Source organism: Liquorilactobacillus satsumensis, assembly GCF_964065465.1.
Lineage (GTDB): Bacteria > Bacillota > Bacilli > Lactobacillales > Lactobacillaceae > Liquorilactobacillus > Liquorilactobacillus satsumensis.
Genome location: NZ_OZ061606.1, coordinates 1,328,634 through 1,345,345, shown reverse-complemented (window position 1 = coordinate 1,345,345; position 16,712 = coordinate 1,328,634). Strand labels below are relative to the sequence as shown.

At 39.7% G+C, this 16,712-nt stretch carries 13 protein-coding genes and 1 tRNA gene; 11 read left to right on the top strand and 3 right to left on the bottom strand.

The features are described from left to right. Positions 1-29 precede the first annotated feature (29 nt). The 9 genes from gyrA (at position 30) to AB3Y88_RS06155 (ending at position 10,945) form a co-directional block, all read left to right on the top strand. Positions 30-2,504 carry a DNA gyrase subunit A gene (gene gyrA / locus AB3Y88_RS06195; protein WP_056962002.1) on the top strand — a complete coding sequence of 825 codons (2,475 nt, stop codon included), beginning with the start codon at positions 30-32 and terminating at the stop codon, positions 2,502-2,504. A 186-nt stretch (positions 2,505-2,690) separates the two neighbouring features. Continuing rightward, the gene (rpsF, locus tag AB3Y88_RS06190; protein ID WP_054757337.1) at positions 2,691-2,978 is read left to right on the top strand and encodes a 30S ribosomal protein S6; all 288 of its coding nucleotides are present in this window, start codon (positions 2,691-2,693) and stop codon (positions 2,976-2,978) included. A gap of 23 nt (positions 2,979-3,001) precedes the next feature. Further along, positions 3,002-3,541, top strand: a complete 540-nt coding sequence (gene ssb, locus AB3Y88_RS06185) for a single-stranded DNA-binding protein (RefSeq protein ID WP_054757338.1) — start codon at positions 3,002-3,004, stop codon at positions 3,539-3,541. Positions 3,542-3,573: 32 nt separating this feature from the next. Beyond that, complete coding sequence (gene rpsR, locus AB3Y88_RS06180; RefSeq protein WP_056962000.1) at positions 3,574-3,810, top strand: 30S ribosomal protein S18; 237 nt, start codon at positions 3,574-3,576, stop codon at positions 3,808-3,810. A gap of 298 nt (positions 3,811-4,108) precedes the next feature. After that, on the top strand, positions 4,109-4,873 hold the full coding sequence (pnuC, locus tag AB3Y88_RS06175; RefSeq protein WP_056961999.1) for a nicotinamide riboside transporter PnuC: 765 nt from the start codon (positions 4,109-4,111) through the stop codon (positions 4,871-4,873). Between the two features lie 507 nt (positions 4,874-5,380). Beyond that, positions 5,381-7,387 (top strand): DHH family phosphoesterase, encoded by a 2,007-nt coding sequence (locus tag AB3Y88_RS06170; RefSeq protein ID WP_056961997.1) that lies wholly within the window; start codon positions 5,381-5,383, stop codon positions 7,385-7,387. 24 nt (positions 7,388-7,411) lie between these two features. After that, on the top strand, positions 7,412-7,861 hold the full coding sequence (rplI, locus tag AB3Y88_RS06165) for a 50S ribosomal protein L9 (protein WP_054757341.1): 450 nt from the start codon (positions 7,412-7,414) through the stop codon (positions 7,859-7,861). 51 nt (positions 7,862-7,912) lie between these two features. Further along, the gene (gene dnaB, locus AB3Y88_RS06160; RefSeq protein ID WP_228888207.1) at positions 7,913-9,307 is read left to right on the top strand and encodes a replicative DNA helicase; all 1,395 of its coding nucleotides are present in this window, start codon (positions 7,913-7,915) and stop codon (positions 9,305-9,307) included. Between the two features lie 345 nt (positions 9,308-9,652). Continuing rightward, positions 9,653-10,945: an adenylosuccinate synthase gene (locus tag AB3Y88_RS06155; RefSeq protein WP_056961993.1), complete on the top strand. Its 1,293-nt coding sequence runs from the start codon at positions 9,653-9,655 to the stop codon at positions 10,943-10,945. Between the two features lie 896 nt (positions 10,946-11,841). Here AB3Y88_RS06155 and AB3Y88_RS06150 read toward each other — a convergent pair. After that, a complete protein-coding gene (locus AB3Y88_RS06150; protein WP_228888208.1) occupies positions 11,842-12,339 on the bottom strand; it encodes an acyl-CoA thioesterase in 498 nt (165 codons plus the stop codon). A 300-nt stretch (positions 12,340-12,639) separates the two neighbouring features. On the opposite strand from AB3Y88_RS06150, the gene AB3Y88_RS06145 reads away from it, so the two are divergent. Continuing rightward, positions 12,640-14,199 (top strand): bifunctional UDP-sugar hydrolase/5'-nucleotidase, encoded by a 1,560-nt coding sequence (locus AB3Y88_RS06145; protein WP_056961989.1) that lies wholly within the window; start codon positions 12,640-12,642, stop codon positions 14,197-14,199. Positions 14,200-14,466: 267 nt separating this feature from the next. Here AB3Y88_RS06145 and AB3Y88_RS06140 read toward each other — a convergent pair. Both AB3Y88_RS06140 and AB3Y88_RS06135 read right to left on the bottom strand, forming a co-directional pair. Continuing rightward, positions 14,467-14,538: transfer RNA gene (locus tag AB3Y88_RS06140), tRNA-Asn, on the bottom strand. Positions 14,539-14,701: 163 nt separating this feature from the next. Continuing rightward, positions 14,702-15,541 (bottom strand): aldo/keto reductase, encoded by an 840-nt coding sequence (locus tag AB3Y88_RS06135; RefSeq protein ID WP_056961988.1) that lies wholly within the window; start codon positions 15,539-15,541, stop codon positions 14,702-14,704. A 314-nt stretch (positions 15,542-15,855) separates the two neighbouring features. Here AB3Y88_RS06135 and AB3Y88_RS06130 point away from each other — a divergent pair, with 314 nt between their 5' ends. Further along, complete coding sequence (locus AB3Y88_RS06130; RefSeq protein ID WP_056961986.1) at positions 15,856-16,305, top strand: hypothetical protein; 450 nt, start codon at positions 15,856-15,858, stop codon at positions 16,303-16,305. The last annotated feature ends 407 nt before the right edge of the window (positions 16,306-16,712 follow it).

Sequence of the window (16,712 nt, the reverse complement as noted above, 5' to 3'; positions counted from 1 at the left end):
TGATTGCAAGAATTTAGGAGGCAGAGACATTGGTAGAGCTACCGAATCGAGTTAAGCAGACTGATTTGTCGGGAGTAATGCGCACATCTTTTATGGAGTACGCGATGAGCGTAATTGTGGCGCGTGCACTTCCAGATGTTCGTGATGGATTAAAACCAGTTCATCGGCGTATTTTATACGGTATGAATGAATTAGGCGTCACTCCTGACAAGCCGTATAAAAAATCAGCAAGAATTGTGGGAGACGTTATGGGGAAATATCACCCCCATGGTGACTCAGCAATTTATGAGTCAATGGTCCGGATGGCACAGAATTTCAGTTATCGGTACATGCTGGTTGATGGTCATGGAAACTTTGGCTCAGTTGATGGTGATGGAGCTGCTGCGATGCGTTACACGGAAGCGAGAATGAGTAAAATTGCAACCGAGATGCTTCGTGATATTAATAAAGATACGATTGACTTTAAAGAAAATTACGATGGTTCAGAAAGAGAGCCAGTTGTCTTGCCTTCGCGGTTTCCCAATCTCCTTGTCAATGGAGCAACTGGAATAGCTGTCGGAATGACTACTAATATCCCGCCGCACAACTTGGCAGAAGTGATTTCAGGATTGCATATTTTGATGGATAATCCGGATGCCACGACAGCCGATTTGATGGAGGCGATTAAAGGTCCAGATTTCCCAACTGGCGGAATTGTGCTCGGCAAGTCTGGAATTCGCAAAGCTTATGAAACCGGCAGAGGGACCGTGACAATTAGGGCTAAAGTGGAAATCGAACAACAAGCAAATGGCCGAGAACAAATTATTATTCATGAACTCCCTTATATGGTGAATAAGGCTAAATTGATAGAAAGAATTGCCGAGCTTGCCCGTGAGAAAAAAATCGAAGGAATTACTGATATTCGAGATGAATCTGATCGTGAAGGAATGCGAGTTTCAATCGATGTCAGACGCGATATGAGCGCTTCAGTTATTTTAAATAATTTATACAAATTAACTTTAATGCAAACAACCTTTGGGTTCAATATGCTTGCAATTGTAAAGGGAACCCCCAAAATTTTGAGTCTTAAAGACATTTTGACATATTATTTGGAGCACCAAGAAAGCGTGATTCGCCGCAGAACAGAATTTGAATTAAAAAAGGCACAGGCACGAGCTCACATCTTAGAAGGTTTGCGGATCGCGCTTGACCATATTGATGCAATTATTAATATTATTCGTAGTTCTAAAAGTGGCGAGATTGCAAAGAAACGCTTAATTGAGGGCTACCAACTGTCCGATCGACAAGCCCAAGCAATTTTGGATATGCGCCTTGTTCGTTTAACTGGTTTGGAACGTGAAAAAATTGAAGACGAGTACCAAAAATTGGTTGCAGCAATTGCTGATTATCGCGATATTTTGGCACATTCTGAGCGGATTGACAAGATTATTTATGAAGAATTGCTGGAAATCCAAGAAAAATATGGAGACGAACGTAGAACTGAATTAATGGTTGGTGAAGTTCTTAGTATTGAGGATGAAGATCTGATTGAGGAAGAAGAAGTTGCTGTGACACTTACGCATAATGGGTATATTAAGCGTCTGCCGACAAGCGATTTTAAAACTCAAAGACGTGGAGGCCGTGGTATTCAAGGAATGGGCGTTCATGCCGATGACTTTATTGAACACTTAGTGACAACTTCGACGCATGATGAACTGCTGTTTTTCACTAATATGGGGAAAGTATACCGCATGAAGGGGTATGAAATTCCGGAATATGGTCGGACCGCTAAAGGAATTCCAGTGATCAACTTGCTGGGGATTGCTTCTGGTGAAAAAATCCAAGCAGTCATCAATATTTCGCGGGAAATGAAGGAACAGGAGTACTATCTCTTCTTCACTACTAAAAAGGGAATTACTAAGAGAACGGCTGTTGCAGAATTTGCCAATATTCGTAGCAATGGACTCAAGGCGGTTTCGCTCAAAGATAATGATGAATTAATCAATGTGCTCATTACGGATGGCACGCAAAATATTATTATAGGGACTCATCTCGGTTATGCTGTGAGTTTCAAGGAAACAGACGTCCGTTCAATGGGAAGGGCTGCTACGGGTGTGCGTGGAATCAGGTTGCGTCCAGCTGACTATGTCATTGGCGTAGATGTGCTTTACCCAGACAGTCATGTGTTTGTAGTTAGTGAAAATGGTTACGGCAAACAAACACCTGCAAAAGATTATCCAATTAAGGGCCGTGGTGGCAAGGGAATCAAGACCTCAAACGTTACGACTAAGAATGGACCGCTGACAGGGTTAACTACAGTCAAGGGTGACGAAGATATTATGCTGATTACAAATAAGGGTGTAATGATTCGTTTCAATATTCAGACAGTCTCAGTTACGGGGCGTGCAACTTTAGGTGTTCATTTGATTAGAGTTGATGATGAAGCACTAGTTTCAACAATGGCTAAGGTTGTGCCGGATGAAACAAGCAGTGAGGAAACAGACGAAGAACAAACAGAAGAATAATTTTCGGCTAATTTGAGCAAAATCACGTAATTAAAAGCAGAGGGCTTTTCGGGATTGCCTTGCATTACAGTGCCATAAATGATATAATTCTTCTTCGTTAGTATCTAACTCGAAATAGATTTAGATTACTTTCCTTGCTCTTAACAAGGTTAAGAGCCAATAGTCCATAAGGAGGTGTAAACAGTCATGACTTACGAAGTTACTTATATTATCAGCCCAGCAATTGATGAAGCCGCAAAAAATTCTTTGGTAGAACGCTTTGATGGTATTTTGAAAGACAACGGTGCTGAAGTCGTAGATTCAAAAGACTGGTCTAAACGTCGTTTTGCATACGAAATCGGTGGTTTTACAGAAGGTACTTACCATATTGTAAATATTAAAGCTGATGACGCAAAAGCAATCGATGAATTTGACCGTCTTGCTAAAATTAATGATGGAATTTTACGTCATATGATCGTTAAGCGCGAAGCTTAATCACATGAAGGAGGAACTGAACATTGATCAATAGAGCTATTCTTGTAGGTCGATTAACACGTGATCCCGATTTGCGTTATACCTCCAGTGGTGTTGCAGTTGCGACATTTACTGTCGCTGTCAACCGTCAGTTTACCAATCAGCAAGGTGAACGTGAAGCTGATTTTATCAATTGTGTAATTTGGCGCAAGTCTGCAGAAAATTTTGCAAACTTCACGCATAAAGGTTCACTAGTTGGAGTGGATGGGCGTATCCAGACACGTTCTTATGAAAACCAACAGGGCAATAGGGTCTATGTGACAGAAGTCATTGTTGACAATTTTTCGTTGCTTGAGTCACGTTCGCAATCTGAGCGTTATCAACAACAACATGGCAATGACACGCAAGGTTCAGATTCTTCTCGGAATCCAGCAACTAATAATTCAGAAAACAATCCGTTTGGAAATTCAGTGAATAAAAATTCTACTGAAAACAATGCACCTAAATCTGGTAATAATAATAACGATCCATTCGCGGATAATGGAAAACAGATTGATATCTCTGATGACGATCTGCCATTCTAGATTTTTAGGTAACAGAAGGAGGGAACATCAACATGGCACAACAGCGTAGAGGTGGTCGTCGTCGTCGTAAAGTAGACTTTATTGCGGCTAACCACATTGAATATATCGATTATAAAGATACAGATCTGTTGAAACGCTTTATCTCTGAACGAGGAAAGGTTTTACCTCGTCGAGTAACAGGAACAAGCGCTAAGAATCAGCGTCGTTTGACAATTGCAGTTAAACGTGCACGCATTATGGGACTTCTTCCATTTGTTACAGAAGAGTAGTCTTAAAAAAAAGACCATCACGGTCTTTTTTTTTGTGCATTTTCAGTTAAATGTAACGTTTATGCATTTATCTTACAACACTCTATATACTATATATAGTATTGAATTTAGCGATCTAATACTACATATATTGCTGCAAGTCAAGACTACTATTTAAGTTTTAAGCGCATATAATCAAAAGAGAAGGAAGCGTCAGCTTGTCGCGTAATTTTGAAAACTAAGTTTTTATTAGGTAACGTGATTACTGATAAGCGATGTTAATTCGGATAATGCAAGATAGTATTAAGGAGATGTCTGGATGTTTGATCGTTATGTGGATGTTTTGACAAATTTGCCAAAATATTCAAAAAATGTTTTTAGAAAGAATTATTTTAGTTGGTTGTTTAACCAGTGCCGTGGTTGGGGGAGATTCAGTTATGGTTTGCTGATCTTTAACTTTGTTCTTCAGGTAATTTCATTAGTACAATCATTTAATGCGGCACCATTGCAATCAGGACTGTCCTTTATTGGTGGGAATCTTTCAGTTGCTTGTGTGATTGGAATTTCAAACCGCTCAGGAATACAGGGATGGGCTGGAGCATTCAGCGCAATTTGTATTGCATCCGTAGGTTTTATGGCTGGAAATTTCGCGACTGCATGGGAACAGATCGGATATTTACTTTTTCTGGATTTCTTTTGCATCTTAGATCCTAAGTGGAATGATAATATTCAAGCAGAAAAATTTGAAAATTTACGTGAATGGCTTTATTACATAATTTTCTTTGTGCTTGCTTGGGGAGTTATTTATTACATTTTTAGTTTAACAAGTGATCCACGTGTTTTTCTTGATAGTTTGAATCTTGCGATGGCAATTACAGGCTCGTTGCTTGAACTTAATCGTAAACGAGAACAGTATTTTGTTTGGACAATCAGTTCAGTCTTTACCATTGCATTATGGATTCAGACCATGTTGCAAGGTGATGGTAATTTTGCATTGATTTTCAGCTATAGCGTGTTTTTCTTGAATGATATGTATGCATTTTTCAGCACTCGCGGATGGTTTAGAACCAGTCACCAGATTTAAAATTGTCATGATGTCTTGGCTGTAAAATGATTTCAAAACAAAAAAGATGGTAATAACGAAGTGCCTTTCAAACTCTGGTTTTATTAGCTAGGGTTTGGGGGGTATTTTTGTGTCTAACCTCAAATTGCGCATAATCATAACCCGCCTATTTTGCAATTTGGTGTTAGTGCTCGAAGGCTTGCTGAGCTGGCTGGCACTTTTTTTAACGTGCTCCACCCTGCAACCACCTGTGCCTAAGCCTAAATTACGCGTAACCAAACCCAGGTGACTTTGTAATTCAGGACTTAGCTCACGGCGGCTGAACGCTGGGTGTCGCACTTTTGCAAAAATACGATTTTAGCGATCAGTCTTATCAAATGTGTATCAATGAATTGTTTGTGTTAAAATAGTATGCAAACAAGATTTCACTAAAGTACATATGAAAAATTTTGGTTATAGGTGGGGGCACCTTTTTCTGAAGGAGAAGATCCTGAGAGCGATCTTTGCAAGAATGTGAGGAGAAAGACAGTGAAACAGTTATTTTCGAAAGATTTATGGCATTTACCAGCCTTTATGAAGAATAGTAAAATCAGGTTGATCGCTTTTTTCTTGCTGGCAATGTCACTAGTGTGCGCTGTTATGGCTTTTTTAGTTAATCCGATTCTTGGATTAATTATTCTCGTAATGGTGGTGCTAACAGTTGTAGTCGCTTCCTTTACACTTAAGGCGATTACAGAAGATACTAACGAGTATATTTCGGATTTATCGTATCGGATCAAACGCGGCGAACAAGAGGCGTTGATCAAGATGCCGATTGGAATTCTTTTTCTGAATGAGCGTAATGAAGTCGAATGGGTAAATCCATATTTGCAGCAGTATTTTGGTAATAATGAGGTCTTAGGGAAACCTCTTGCTGAAATTGATGCGGAACTGGCCAAGCTTGTTGCAGAAAATCGAGAGAATAAAAAGCCGATTGAGGTTTCATGGGGACAATATAAATTACAATTGCTGATTCAAAAGGATATTCATGCTATTTACTTAATGGACATTACCCATTATGCCGAAATTCAACAACATGATTTAGATACAAACGTTGTAATTGGTCAAGTCTTTTTAGATAACTATGATGAAATCACGCAGTCGTTAAACGATAAGGCTGTTTCCAATTTGAGTAATTATGTGACGAACGAGCTTTCAAATTGGGCTAAAAAATATCAAATGTACCTTAAGCGAATTGATGATGATCATTTCTTTATTTTGGCATATTCAAGTGTTTTAAAACGCCTGGAAGATAATAAATTTAAGATCTTGGATCGAATTCGTGAACGAACTTCTAAACAGAATTTGCCATTAACATTAAGTATCGGAATTTCCTATGGTGATGATGATCTTGCCCTGCTAGCCAAGATTGCACAAAGTAACTTAGATCTGGCATTGGGGCGTGGAGGCGATCAGGTCGTCGTTAAGACCCCTGATGGTGAAGCACGCTTTTATGGCGGAAAGACTAACCCAATGGAAAAACGGACACGGGTTCGTGCCCGAATGATCTCACAGGCCTTACAGGAGTTGATGAATCAAACTGATCAGATTTTTGTGATGGGTCATAAACAACCTGATATGGATTCTGTGGGCGCATGCCTTGGGATTCGCAGAATTGCTGCAATGAATCAAAAAAAATGCTGGATTGTTTTGGATCAGGAAAAGCTGCATTCAGATGTTGCTCGTTTAATGGATGAGTTAGGGCAATATCCTGAAATAAAAGGGACGGTTTTAACTCCGGAAGAAGCCGAAGAAAAGGCAACTGAACAAAGTCTGCTGATTATGGTTGATCATTCAAAACCGTCAATTTCAGCCAGTGAAGAGCTTTACCAGCAGCTTTCAAATCGTGTAATGGTAATTGATCATCATCGTCGGGGTGAAGAATTCCCTGAAAATCCAATTTTAGTGTATATTGAACCATATGCATCTTCAACTTGTGAATTAATTACTGAGATGTTTGAGTATCAATCACGTGAGAGCGAACCGATTAATAAAATCGAAGCAACTGCAATGTTAACAGGGATTATTATTGACACTAAATCATTTACACTACGGACAGGGACGCGTACGTTTGATGCTGCTAGTTATTTGCGCTCTGTCGGGGCTGACTCTGTGCTGGTGCAGCATTTCATGAAGGAAAATGTAAATAACTTCTTGCAGCGCAATCATTTAATTGATCGTGTTGAATTTGTCGGCAATCGCGTCGCACTTTGTGTGGGTGAAAAAGACAAAGTCTACGATCCAGTGACTGCTGCTCAGGCAGCTGATTCACTGTTGAATGTCAGTGGAGTGGATGCTTCGTTTGTTGTTACCAGAAGAGCCGATGGTAGAATTGGAATCTCGGCTAGAAGTAACGGCGAAGCAAATGTTCAGGTTGTAATGGAGCAATTAGGCGGCGGTGGACATTTATCAAATGCTGCAACCCAACTTTCGGAGGTAACGATTGAGGAAGCACGCGCACAACTTTTAGATGTAATCCAACAGCATGAAGAATAGTAATATTGAGGAGGCAGTAATAAAATGAAAGTTATTTTTTTACAAGATGTAAGAGGCAAGGGCAGACGTGGTGAAGTTAAAGAAATTGCAGATGGCTATGCTAACTTTTTAATAAAGGCTAATAAGGCTAAGGCAGCAACTGCACAGGCTATCAGTCAGCTCAAGGGCCAGCAACTGGCAGAAAAGAAGAAGGATGCTGAAGAATTGGCAGCTGCTAAGGAGCTGAAAGAAAAGCTAGAATCTGGCAAAATGGTCGTTGAGATCAAAGCAAAAGCAGGTGCGGATAGCAGGTTATTTGGGTCTATTACCAGCAAGCAGGTGGCCCAAGCTTTCGAAAAACAATATGGCTTAAAAATTGATAAAAGAAAGATGGAACTCACAGTTCCGATCAAGTCGTTAGGCTATACTAATATTCCTGTTAAATTGCATAATCAAGTGACTGCAAAAATTAGAGTTCATGTTGCTGAAAAATAAATTTGCCGAAATTGGCAAGCTGTTTCAAGTTAGCTGAAAGGTGAAGTAATTATGAGTAATGATGTTTTGACTGATCGTTTGCCACCGCAAAACATTGAAGCTGAACAGGCTGTCCTTGGGGCCATTTTTTTACGTTCAGATGCTTTAGTGGAAGCAATGGTCTACTTGCAGCCGGATGATTTTTACCGCCGTGCACACCAAATTATTTTTCAGGCCATGATCGAATTGAATAATCAAGATGAAATTATCGATGTTGTGACTGTCAATAATTACTTAAAGGCTAACCAACAAGTAGATGATGTTGGCGGGGTTGGCTACATCGCTGAGTTGGCTGCAGCAGTTCCAACGGCCGCTAACGTGGTTTACTATGCCAAAATTGTTGAAGAAAAAGCACTTATGCGCCGTCTGATTGCGACAGCCACCAATATTGTTACACAGACGTATACTCAAGATGACGATGTAACCACACTTTTAGATGACGCTGAACGTCAGATTATGGACGTCTCAGAGCGGCGAAATCGGAGCGGCTTTAAACCGATTAAGGATGTTTTGAATAGTGCCATTGAAGATATTGATAGGTTGTATCAGCAAAATGAGGATATTACCGGGCTTGCAACCGGATATCATGAGCTGGATAAAATGACAGCTGGCTTGCAACCGGATAACTTAATTATTCTAGCTGCACGGCCGGCTGTTGGGAAAACAGCCTTTGCCTTGAATATCGCACAAAATGTGGGTACCAAAACTGACAAAACAGTGGCAATCTTTTCACTTGAGATGAGTGCCGAGTCGTTAGTTAATAGAATGCTCTGTGCTGAAGGAAGCATAAATGCTAATCATCTGCGCACAGGGCAGCTGAATGATGAGGAATGGAAGAACTTAATTGTTGCTATGGGTTCACTTTCTCAAGCAGCGGTCTTCATTGATGATACACCAGGAATAAAGATGGCTGAAATTCGCGCAAAATGTCGTCGTTTAGCTAAAGAGCAAGGAAACCTTGGCCTAGTCGTGGTGGATTATTTGCAGTTGATTGAAGGTTCTAATAAGGAAAGCCGCCAACAGGAAGTTTCCGAAATCTCGCGACAGCTCAAAAAACTTGCAAAAGAACTGTCCGTCCCGATTATTGCACTTTCACAGCTTTCACGTGGAGTTGAGCAAAGACAAGACAAGCGACCTGTGCTCTCTGATATTCGTGAATCCGGTTCAATTGAACAGGATGCTGATATTGTAGCTTTTCTTTATCGTGACGATTATTATGAACGCTCCGAGGGTGATCAGGATGATGAGAATACCCAGCAAGATGATGAGACACAGGATGTCGGAGAAGTCGAAGTAATTATTGAAAAGAACCGTTCTGGACCACGTGGAACCGTAAAGTTATTATTTGTTAAATCATATAATAAGTTTTCTTCAGTCGCCTATGTTCCAGAAAGTCAAAAAAAATAGTAATAAGGTTTAGATTCGATGCAAAAGCTGACCAATTTCAGTTTTAACAGCGAATCTTTTTGTTTGTAGGCTAAGCCTGTCTTGCGTATAACCAAGCTTAGGTTATTTTGTAATTCAGCTCCAATTCTCCAAACCAAGCACTTTTTACACAGTTCTTGAAGTTGTTCACCTTAATAAAAAGAAATCCCTTTTTAAAAAATTAAAGTTCGTTATTTTTTTGATAAAATATTATTTTCATGATAAATATTCGGGATTTACTTGAAAGATGGGTGGGCGACTGATACAATTATCGAGGTTAGTGAAATTACAATTTTTATCCAAATTTTTTTTATGAGGTGAGTGTTCATGTCATCAGTAGTAGTAGTTGGGAGTCAATGGGGCGACGAAGGAAAGGGAAAAATAACAGATTTTCTTAGTCGAAATGCCGAAGTAATTGCACGTTATCAAGGCGGTGATAATGCTGGGCATACAATCGTGTTTAACGGAGAAACTTTCAAGTTGCGTTTGATACCTTCGGGGATTTTTTACCAAGACAAAGTTAGCGTAATCGGTAACGGTGTCGTCTTGAATCCTAAGTCGCTGGTGGAAGAATTAAAGTACTTAAACGGTCGTGGAGTTTCGACTGATAACTTGCGCGTTTCAGATCGTGCACATGTGATTTTGCCGTATCATATCTTGTTAGATGGCTTGCAGGAAAAGTCTAAAAAGGATCAGAAAATCGGGACGACTAACAAAGGAATCGGACCGGCTTACATGGATAAGGCAGCGCGTGTCGGAATCAGAGTTGCAGATTTGCTTGATAAAGAGATTTTTGAGGAGAAGCTGCGCCGCAATCTTGAGGAAAAAAATCGTGAATTCACACGTTTTTATGAACATGAACCACTTAAATTCGAGGATATTTTTGAAGCCTATTACGAATATGGCCAGCAATTTAAAGACTATGTAACTGATACCTCTGTTGTACTTAATGATGCTCTTGATAGTGGTAAACGTGTTCTATTCGAAGGTGCTCAGGGAGTAATGCTTGATATTGATCAGGGGACTTATCCATTTGTAACATCGTCTAATCCAGTTGCAGGCGGGGTCACCATCGGTAGCGGGGTTGGACCTTCAAAGATTGATAAAGTTGTTGGAGTTTGCAAAGCTTACACTTCACGTGTTGGTGACGGACCTTTCCCAACAGAATTAAAGGATGAAACAGGGTCATTTATTCGTGAGGCAGGACATGAGTACGGAACAGTTACTAAGCGACCACGGCGGATCGGATGGTTCGATAGTGTCGTAATGCGGCATGCAAAACGGGTGTCGGGCCTAACAAATCTTAGTTTAAATTGCGTTGATGTCTTAACCGGATTGGATGAAGTTAAAATTTGTACAGCTTATGAGCTTGACGGCGAATTGATTTATCATTATCCTGCAAGTTTAAAGCAGCTTAGCAAGTGTAAACCAGTGTATGAGACATTTCCAGGGTGGACAGAAGACATTACACATTGTAAACGGCTTGAAGATTTACCGTTGAATGTCCGTAACTATATTCACCGAATCCAAGAATTAGTGGGCGTTAAGATTTCGACTTTTTCTGTTGGACCGGATCGTGAACAAACAAATGTGTTAGATAATATTTGGGCGCGCATTTAATCTTTTTTAAATTTAGTTGAGCACTAAAATAACAGCTTGTAGGGGAGTGTGACATAAGTCGGGAAAATTTGAGTGCTAACTCGAAATTACGAACATAGCGAGTATTTTGCTATGAGTAATTCGAAGTTAGATGGAGAATTTTGACTTATGGAACACGTTTATACGGAATAAAAGAGGGGCTGTGACAAAATTTAACTTTTGTCACAGCCCCTTATTTACTATTATGGATAAATGTGTTCCAGCTCAGCTTTTTCCTGTAGCTAAATCTAAATTACGTGAACCGGTTTTTAAACAGACAATGCTCAAAATTTAAAATATAATAAATTTAAATAAAAAACAAAAACATAATTGCTGAGGAGCGTCTTCGCGAACACACGCATGAACATAGTGCGTTTGAATCTAAGTTGTAAAAATACGCTTGGATAACTGTGGTTAAGCGGAATATGCTCGAAAAGGCGCGTTAAGACGCCGTAACAGGCTGCAGAATAAATTATACAAAGTTGATCTTGGCACTTTTTAGACAGACTGCAGATCGCAAAATGTGACCAGATATCGAGATTAAATGACAGCAGTTTTTAGAAAGATGGGCTAAAAAAATTTACAGTCAGAAACTTTAAGTATAAAAGGATTCGTGCATTTGCAAAAAAAAAGAGGGGGTTAATCCTCGTTTTTTTATTAAGAACGGTATAGAATAGGATAGTACATTAATAGGAACGGGTGCTGTAAACAAGAATGAAAAGGGAAGTGTTGACGATGGCCGATTCAAACGAGACCGAGATAGCAGTTAAGGCGGTCATGAAGCAAAGATCATGTTCGTACGAGGAGGCAATCGCCTTCTTAATCGAAATTGTTAAGAAGCAGGAAATTCATTAATTTTCTTAATGAAGCCTGCTTTTTTAATTTAACCAACGTGGCTGCAGTTCAAGCTGCTGATTGAAGCTTTTGGCTTGCTGTAGCTGCTGTTTGCGTAATGCTTGTCTGACAGAATAAGCTTGGCAAACACTTATTTCCTCAGGTGTTTGTGGCACAAGCGGTGGTAATTTAATCTCCTTTTTTAGAACAACAAAGGTTAGAAAAGCTGTTGCACCTAAAAAACGTTGCCCGGTTGTTAAATGTTCACCAATGATTTTTGCAAAGACTTCAAGGGAACGTTTGCCGCTGCCGCTAACAAAAGATTCAATACAAAATGAATCATTGAGTTTGAAAGGTGCGATAAACTTAAATTGATCTACGGCCGCTGTCACTGTTTGCGTCTTACAAAAACGTGAAGCAGAGATTGAAGCCGTGCCATCTAACATTTCAAGCAATTTTCCGCCGTAAACGGTCTCATGCTCATTAAGATCATTCGTGATTACTCGATGGCTAGTAACTGCAAGGGTTTGTGCACAATTCATATTGTTTAAGAGGGCGCTTGTTCAGCGCTCCTCGTGAGGCCTCCTTTTAATTGTGGACTACCTATATCATAATATTTTTATTTAGTTTTGGCGACTTATAAATAATATAAGACCATGTTTCACGTGGAACAAGGCTAAACAAACTATCAGCGGATACCGGATTTTTTTATGGTAAGATAAGTGAGGGAAATTTAAGCAGAGTAAGAACATTTGTGGAAGAAGAGCGTTTATGATTTTTAAGATGAAAAACCTGACTTTTTGGTATATAGTGGGATAAAACCTTTGATTGAGGGAAAATATATGCACATAAAAATATTGGTGACAAGCGACATTCATGGTCACGTCTTTCCAACCCTTTATTGTACAAAACATGATCAAAAGAGTCTCGGACTTGCTAAGGCTGCTTCTTTGATTAAGCGCATTCACAAGCAGGCGACTAAAGATACAATCGTGATCACGATTGAAAATGGTGATCTTCTCCAGGGTTCTCCCTTAACATCCTACTTGGAAAAATGCGAAAAAAGCGTTGCACCGCTGATTGAAGCAGTTAATTTATTGCATTATGACGCGGGTGTCTTGGGGAATCATGAATTCGACTATGGCCGTTTTTCCTTAGAAAAGGCATTACAGGTGAGAAAGTATCCGTTGTTATGTGCCAATATTCTTGATGAAGAGGGGCAACCATATTTTGGCAGAGCCTATACGATTGTAGAGAAAAAGGGGGTTAAAATTGCTATTTTAGGATTAACGACTCAATTTGTTCCACATTGGGAACCGGCTCAAAATATTACTGGTTTACACTTTGAATCAGCAGTTGCAACAGCTAAAAAATATGTACCATTTTTGCAAAAGCAAGCGGATTTAGTACTAGTTTCCTATCATGGAGGATACGGTGAATTAGTGACAGAAGTTGCAGGGGAACCAATAGATGGAGCTGACGAGGCATTTGCGTTAAGCAAAATTCCAGGAGTAGCTGCTCTGATTACTGGGCATCAGCACCGTAGAATTGCGACACATGTTAATGGAGTACCAACGATTCAACCCGGGCAAAATGGTGAGTACGTAGGTATGATTGAGTTAGAAGTAGCGTGCAAATCCAAAACGATTCAGCAAAGTCACGCTACACTGCTGCCGGTTGCACATGAGCAGCCTGATAAGGAGATCAGTGCTCTTTTAGAGTGTTTCGAACAAAGGACACAAAAATGGTTAGTGCAGCCGCTCGCTCGATTGGGAGCTGGTTTTCAGCTTAAGAATCCGGCACAGGCACGGTTAGAGGGGCATCCTTTTGTAGACTTGCTTAATCAAGTTCAGTTAGAGGCTACTGGGGCTGAGATTTCAGCAGTTGCACTTTACAGTGATGCAGTTACAGGATTTTCAGAGCAGGTCACCATTAGAGATGTGAAACGCAATTATCCCTTTGAAAATAAATTAGCCGTTTTACAGATTACGGGAGCACAGTTACGAGCTGCCTTAGAACAAAATGCAGCTTATTGGGATATTCAAGCAGGAAAAATTGGAGTGCGCCAAGGAGCGTATGGGCCACTAATTCCGCATTATAATTACGATCTTTATGCTGGAATTGACTACGTGATTGATGTTGCGCAGCCTGTCGGGGAGCGGTTAATAAAATTAAAGTATCAGGGAAAGCCGGTTCAAGCAACACAACAATTTCGACTGGTAGTCAGCCAATATCGCGCCTTGGGAGGTGCATTTCGGATGTATACTCCCAAACAGATAGTGTTTGTGTGCACACGCTCCATGCCGGAAATGATTACAGACTATCTGCAAAAGAATGAAGGATTGTTGACTCCTAGAAAAATAAAGCATAATATTTATCAAGTCATCATGACTGGTAGGTAGGGGACTGATGCTCTGCTAGTCAGCAGAACTAGCTAGCAGGTGCAGTACCACCTTTAAACTGAGTCAGTTAGCGCGAAAAGAACTGACTGAATAGTGATTAACTTTAAAAAGGTTCTGTTTCACGTGAAACAGAACCTTTTTTTACAGCTATAAATTTATTAAAGGAGTATCAACTGGACAAAACTGAAGATACACTTGATGAAAAATAGATTATAAAAAAATAGAGGACTAAGTCAAAACGAATGTTTTGCTTAATCCTCTGAATTACTGCTCAGGTAGGATTCGAACCTACGACCTCTTGATTAACAGTCAATTATTCTACCACTGAACTACTGAGCAATTACACTACAATGTTTTTCAAGACAAATATAGTTATATCATATATAATCATCCTTGTAAACATTTTTTTGTGAAAAATGCAAAAATTCAATGGTGGAAAAATGAGCATAAATCAAAGGTAACTTAGGTGGTTATTTAAAGCTAAAAAATATAAATATTTATATTAATCAAATTCTTCGTATTCATTTGGATCTTGGTCGTCAACTCTGCCATCTGCGCGATTCAAGGTATTAATCTGTGCAATTTCAGCTGCTGTTAAAGTGAAGTCAAAAAGAGCGAGATTTTCTCTTTGATGGATAAGCTTGCTTGATTTTGGAAGTGGAACAATGCCACGTTGTGTATGCCAGCGTAAAATAATTTGACCAACACCTTTGTGATACTTTTGGGCCAATTCTTTAAGTAGGGGCTCTTGGAGTGCTGCACTTCCTCGTCCAAGTGGACTCCATGCTTCTGTGAGAATTCCACGTTTCTTATCCTCAGCCAGCCTTTCTTCTTGAACCCAGTACGGATGAACCTCGATCTGGTTTACAGCTGGGGTTACACCTGTTTCTGAAATTAATTTATCAAGGTGTGCAGGCTCAAAATTAGAAACGCCAATTGAGCGGCACAGTCCAAGCTTTTGGGCCGTAATTAGTGCTTTCCAAGCTTCAACATACAGACCACGTTTAGGAAGGGGCCAATGAATTAAATAAAGATCAAAATAGGAAAGCCCCATGCGACAAAGAGACTCTTGCAGCATCATGAGCGCATCATCGTAATGGTGGTACTTACCGGGGAGTTTGCTAGTTACAAAGAATTCAGCACGCGGAATCCCAGATCTTCTGATAGCTTCACCAACAATGCCTTCACTATCATAATTGGTAGATGTATCTAGCAGACGGTAGCCATCTTGAATTGCAGCAAGAACTTGATCAATACCAGCACCGCCACGAATTTGATAGGTACCTAGCCCAACAGTTGGAATATAATGACCGTCATTCAGAGTTTTAACAGGAACGTTCATTAAATCAATCCTCCTCAAAATAATTAGTTACAGGCTCACCTTATTACTTTGGTTAATAAATGTGAAGTGAATTGCTTATTTGGTCAATGTACTAAGGGTAGTAGACCACTAATGCATGTTTTTTCTAGAGCTCATTTTAGCTCAGTGATAGGCAAAGAGCTATAATAAAAATAGGAGGAAAGCCGTAAGCGGTGCTGATTATCCGGTGTTCCAACGACATAAAAGTTAATGGGGTTACAGGTAGGCAGATTTAGGCAACGAAGATTGGGTCATCTAATTGTCATTACAAAATAAAATGAAAAGGGACGGTGAGGATGATGGAAATGATTAATGATCGGCGCGTACTGGCTATTTTTAGAAAAATTAAACTGGAGTATGCCAAACAAGCCGAACTCGTTGCTGGAGGCGCTGAGGTGTTGGGGCAAACACTGTACAGTGAACTTTTTTTTAAGAAAGCAACGCAGCAATATATTTTGCGAACAACGGTAAAGAAGGACTGGTTGTACTTGGATAAGGAACTGATCCTTGCGACTGCCAAGCAACGTGCAGAAATTTTTAACGGGAGGATTAAAGCACTCACTCCGCTAGTCTTGGTAGAAGATTCGCAGGCAGCGGTTAAAGTAATAATGGATTCCAGAGTCTTGAGCAGTGGACTTGTGGTGCTCAAACTACAGCAGGCAAATGAGAGCGTGGTATTATCGCCAACTAACTTGATGCTTTTTCTCAAATATATTAAACATCCAGTTACACTAACGGAGGTGTGAAGATTAAAAGATTAGCTGACTTGGTTAGCCGAAATAAGTGAGACTTTAAGATAATTTGATTGGAGCAGAAGTACGATGAGATGGTTTTCAAAACTTTATGAGCGCTCGTTCTACTGTTTTATAGTAATTTATGTTTTGGAGTTTTTCTTAGCATGTGTTATATACTTTTACTTGCCTGATGTGATTCCGCTGCACATTGGGTTAAATTCTGTGGATCTTTGGGGAAAGGGGAAGTTTGCAATTTTTTTCTTGCCCGTATTATTAATAGGTGTTAGCTATATCAGTAAATCAAACTATGTAGATAGAAAATATCTGCCAGGTACATCCACCACTCTTTTTATTAAAATATTTTTATTTGCGGTGCAATTATTGTGCATGTTGGGTTCAATTAACTATTTCTATATTTT

Coding starts and splice junctions, on each gene's coding strand:
- rpsF (WP_054757337.1), top strand. CDS start 2,691: ATGACTTACGAAGTTACTTATATTATCAGCCCAGCAATTGATGAAGCC.
- AB3Y88_RS06150 (WP_228888208.1), bottom strand. CDS start 12,339: ATGAATTGTGCACAAACCCTTGCAGTTACTAGCCATCGAGTAATCACG.
- AB3Y88_RS06130 (WP_056961986.1), top strand. CDS start 15,856: ATGATGGAAATGATTAATGATCGGCGCGTACTGGCTATTTTTAGAAAA.
- rpsR (WP_056962000.1), top strand. CDS start 3,574: ATGGCACAACAGCGTAGAGGTGGTCGTCGTCGTCGTAAAGTAGACTTT.
- AB3Y88_RS06145 (WP_056961989.1), top strand. CDS start 12,640: ATGCACATAAAAATATTGGTGACAAGCGACATTCATGGTCACGTCTTT.
- AB3Y88_RS06135 (WP_056961988.1), bottom strand. CDS start 15,541: ATGAACGTTCCTGTTAAAACTCTGAATGACGGTCATTATATTCCAACT.
- pnuC (WP_056961999.1), top strand. CDS start 4,109: ATGTTTGATCGTTATGTGGATGTTTTGACAAATTTGCCAAAATATTCA.
- AB3Y88_RS06155 (WP_056961993.1), top strand. CDS start 9,653: ATGTCATCAGTAGTAGTAGTTGGGAGTCAATGGGGCGACGAAGGAAAG.
- rplI (WP_054757341.1), top strand. CDS start 7,412: ATGAAAGTTATTTTTTTACAAGATGTAAGAGGCAAGGGCAGACGTGGT.
- dnaB (WP_228888207.1), top strand. CDS start 7,913: ATGAGTAATGATGTTTTGACTGATCGTTTGCCACCGCAAAACATTGAA.